The sequence below is a fragment of the Hyphobacterium vulgare genome (assembly GCF_042643335.1).
Taxonomy (GTDB): Bacteria; Pseudomonadota; Alphaproteobacteria; order Caulobacterales; family Maricaulaceae; genus Hyphobacterium; species Hyphobacterium vulgare.
Genome location: NZ_JBHRSV010000031.1, coordinates 111575 through 115360, shown reverse-complemented (window position 1 = coordinate 115360; position 3786 = coordinate 111575). Strand labels below are relative to the sequence as shown.

Sequence of the window (3786 nt, the reverse complement as noted above, 5' to 3'; positions counted from 1 at the left end):
AAATCTCAACCCGTTCCTCAACGCTGAAATGTCGATATCGCTGTCCCATCGCAACACCCTAGGAAGGTGTTGCACTTCGTTTGAGAACTCAGGGAATCCAGAACGCCAGTCAATCTGGACCCCCGCCTTCGCGGGGGTGACGCATATTCTCAGAACCCGCTGTTCAGCGCCGGCTTGCGGCCGTGGCGGCGGCGAAAGGCGTCGATCAGCTTGTCGGCCTGATCGTTCGGGAAGGGCGTCTCGGCAAAGGCAAACGCGCTCGCCTTGGCGACCCGCACCTGGGCGTGGGTCTCGATCTCGCGCACATACTCGATCCGCAGATTGTTGGCCGCCCCGATATAGACCACGGAATTCGGATCATCGGCATCAGCCAGCAACTTGTACACGCCCGCCCCGTACGGAATGCGGTTCTCATAGAGCTTCGAAAGCTGGAACGGTCCTTTCCAGGACAGGAGGCTTTGCATCATGACGTGTATTCGTTCGGCTCTTCATGTGGGCTAGGTGAAATTTCCTAATAGGAGATTGCCTTGCCTGCGATGTAAAAGTTCAGCGTGTGCGCACCCGGCCAACCGCATCGGTCCAGATTGCATTGCGGCGTTCCCGCTCTGCGGATTCCATCTCCGGTTCGAACGCCCGGTCGGCTTGCCACAAGGCGCGCCCGTCCTCGATGCCGTGAAACATTCCCGCCCCCAGCGCCGCGAGGAAGGCCGCGCCCCACGCCGTCGTCTCGGTGTTGACCGGCCGGACCACTTCCACGCCGGTCAGGTCCGCAAGGCGTTGCAGGAAACGGTCATTCGCCGCCATCCCGCCATCGACCTTGAGCGACACCGTCTTCATGCCGTCACCGGCCATGGCCGCTAGCAGGTCGCCGGTCTGGAAAGCGGTGGAATCGAGCGCCGCCTGCGCGATCTCGGCGCGGCCCGCCCCGCGCGTCAGACCCAGGATCGCGCCGCGCGCCTCGGCGTCCCACCACGGCGCGCCGAGCCCGGTAAAGGCCGGCACCAGCACCACCTCGCTGTCCGGGTCCGCGGACCGGGCCAGCGATTCAATCTCGCTCGCCTTCGAAAACAGGCCCAGCCCGTCGCGCAGCCATTGCACCGTCGCCCCGGCCGACAGGACCGATCCCTCCATCGCATAGGCCGTCTCTCCGCCGATGCGGTAGGCGATCGTCGAGAGCAGGCGGTTCTGCGACGCCACCATTTCCGTTCCGGTGTTCAGCAGCAGGAAGGCCCCCGTGCCATAGGTCGATTTCGCCTCGCCCGGCGCGAAGCAGGCCTGGCCGATGGCCGCGGCCTGCTGGTCCCCGGCGATGCCGGTCAGGGCAATCTCCTCGCCCAGCACCTTTTTCGAGATCTTGCCGAACGCCCCGGCGCAGTCGCGCACTTCGGGCAGGCCGCGTGCGGGCACGTTGAAGGCCTCGAGCAACCCCTCGTCCCAACGCCCAGCCCTGATGTCATAGAGCGAGGTCCGGCTGGCATTGGTCGCGTCGGTGGCGTGCACCTTGCCGCCGGTCAGCCGCCACAGAAGGAAGCTGTCGACCGTGCCGAAGCAGAGCTCACCGCGCCGCGCCCGTTCGCGTGCGCCGTCCACCTGGTCGAGAATCCAGGCGAATTTCGTCGCCGAGAAATAGGGGTCGAGGACGAGCCCGGTCTTCGCCGCCACCTCCGGCCCGGCTCCGCCCGCTTCGATCTCACGGCAGCGTTCCGCCGTGCGGCGGTCCTGCCAGACGATGGCATTGTGGATCGCCTGCCCGGTCTTGCGGTCCCAGACGATGGCCGTCTCGCGCTGATTGGTGATGCCGGCACAGGCCGCGCGCCAGCCCGCCTTGCGCCCGGCCTTGAGCGCATCGCGCGCGGTCGAGATCACCGTCGCCCAGATCACTTCCGGGTCATGCTCGACCCAGCCGGGGCGGGGATAGATTTGCGCAAATTCCTGCTGCGCGGACGCGATGACCGCACCCTCGGGCGAGAACAGGATCGCGCGCGAACTCGTCGTGCCCTGGTCGATGGCCAGAATGCCGTCCTTCACTGCCTTCCTCCCCGCGCGATTTGCGCTAACCTGCCGCCAATGACCGGGCTTTTCCAGTCCGGCGATCGCGGATGATCCGGGGGGATGACCATGGCGGCAGGCTGGCAGCGGCAGGACTTCAGTTCGCCGACGGGCGCGATGCTCGCGCTCTACGAGACCCCGCCGGCCGCGCCGGTGAAGGGCGTGGTCCACATCAATCACGGCCTCGCCGAGCATGCCGCGCGTTACGCGCCCTTCGCGGAATTCCTCGCCGGGCGCGGCTACCATGTCGCGGCGCAGGACCATCGCGGCCATGGCTATACCACCGCAAAGGACGGCAGCCCGCGCCTGTTCGCGAAGCGCAATGGCTGGAAAAAAGTTACCGAAGACACAGCGGCGGTGAACGCGCATCTGCGAGCCCGGCACCCCGGCAAGCCGGTCTTCGTGCTCGGGCATTCCATGGGCGGGACGGTGGCGATGAACCACGTCATGCGCCATCCGGACACCGTCTCCGGCGCGGCGATCTGGAATGCCAATTTCGTCACCGGCGGTCTCGCCGGCGTGATGAAGCTGGTCCTTTTCTTCAACGGTCTCGGCGGCGCGTCGAAACCCGCCGGTACGATCGACGCCCTGACCTTCAAGGCGTGGGACAAGAAATTCAGGGACGACCGCCCGGCATTCGGCTGGCTGTCGCGCGACCTTTCGGTGGTCGACGCCTATGTCGCCGACCCCTTATGCGGCTGGCCGGCCAGCGTCTCGCTCTGGCGCGATTTCCTCAAAGGCATGCAATACGCCGCCGATGACACCCATTTCGCCAGGGTCCGCAAGGAACTGCCCTTCCACCTGATCGGCGGCGGCAGTGATCCGGCGACCGAGGGCGGCAAGGCCACCCGGCAAATGGCCGAACGCCTGAAGAAGGCCGGCTTCACCGATGTCAGCGCCGAAGTCCTCGAAGGCTTCCGCCACGAAACCCTCAACGAGATCGGCGCTGAAGCCGAGATGGCGAAATTCGCCGACTGGCTGGATCAGAGGGTGGGGTAGAAGCCCTTCCCCTCCCCTTGAAGGGGAGGGACGCGAGCGGCTTGCGCGAGCAAGACGGGAGCGGGGTGGGGTGCTTGATCTTTGTTCTCTTTGGGGTTCCCGCGAACGCGGGAATCCGAAGCCAGGTGCAAGCTTCAGGTCCCCGTTTTCACGGGGACCCCATGACTAACCCCCACCCCGGTCGGCCGGCTGACGCACAGCCTCCCGGCCCTCCCCTCAAGGGGGAGGGCAAGAGAGGCAGCACCCTTACATCGCCGTTTCGATATGCTTCTCTCGGGCGTCGTCCCGGTTGATGTCGCCGCCGAAAATCATCTTGAACAGGCCCTCAACGTCCATATCAGCCAGCCACATCTCGGCGTCGATCAGGTCGAATTTCAGCACGTCCAGATGCGGGTCGGTCTTGCCGCCCTCGAACCAGGCGTCAACCGCCTTCGACCAGAACTTGTCGCGGATGTCGTGATCCTTGATCGGGGTCAGCCGACCACGCAGGCAGGCGAAGAAATCGTGCCCCTTGGATGCGAATTGCGCCATCGCCTCGACGCCGCCCTGCCCGAGATTTTCCGCCAGACGATTGTCCTTCGCCGTGAAGAAGAAGAGCTGGTTGGGATAATCGTCGTCGAACTGCGCCGTCATCGGCACGCTGTGCGCGCCCTGCGCGGGAATGCCGAGCATCACGAAGGGGCTGTCGTCGAGCTCATTCCAGAACTTGGCGATGATGTCGCAACGGTCGGTCATGTC

The 3786-nt window shown here is 65.3% G+C and carries 4 protein-coding genes; 1 reads left to right on the top strand and 3 read right to left on the bottom strand.

The features are described from left to right. Positions 1–149: 149 nt before the first annotated feature. Both ACFOOR_RS15235 and glpK read right to left on the bottom strand, forming a co-directional pair. Positions 150–467, bottom strand: a complete 318-nt coding sequence (locus ACFOOR_RS15235; protein WP_343165301.1) for a hypothetical protein — start codon at positions 465–467, stop codon at positions 150–152. Positions 468–546: 79 nt separating this feature from the next. After that, a complete protein-coding gene (gene glpK, locus ACFOOR_RS15230; RefSeq protein WP_343165300.1) occupies positions 547–2028 on the bottom strand; it encodes a glycerol kinase GlpK in 1482 nt (493 codons plus the stop codon). A gap of 90 nt (positions 2029–2118) precedes the next feature. On the opposite strand from glpK, the gene ACFOOR_RS15225 reads away from it, so the two are divergent. Then, on the top strand, positions 2119–3048 hold the full coding sequence (locus ACFOOR_RS15225; protein WP_343165299.1) for an alpha/beta hydrolase: 930 nt from the start codon (positions 2119–2121) through the stop codon (positions 3046–3048). 246 nt (positions 3049–3294) lie between these two features. Here the strand turns inward: ACFOOR_RS15225 and ACFOOR_RS15220 are convergent. Next, positions 3295–3786: pyridoxamine 5'-phosphate oxidase family protein (locus ACFOOR_RS15220; RefSeq protein WP_380214934.1), on the bottom strand; the 492-nt coding region annotated here is incomplete at its 5' end.

What these genes read in the sequence shown, in the direction of transcription:
- ACFOOR_RS15235 (WP_343165301.1), bottom strand. Translation starts at nt 467, where the DNA reads ATGATGCAAAGCCTCCTGTCCTGGAAAGGACCGTTCCAGCTTTCGAAG.
- ACFOOR_RS15225 (WP_343165299.1), top strand. Translation starts at nt 2,119, where the DNA reads ATGGCGGCAGGCTGGCAGCGGCAGGACTTCAGTTCGCCGACGGGCGCG.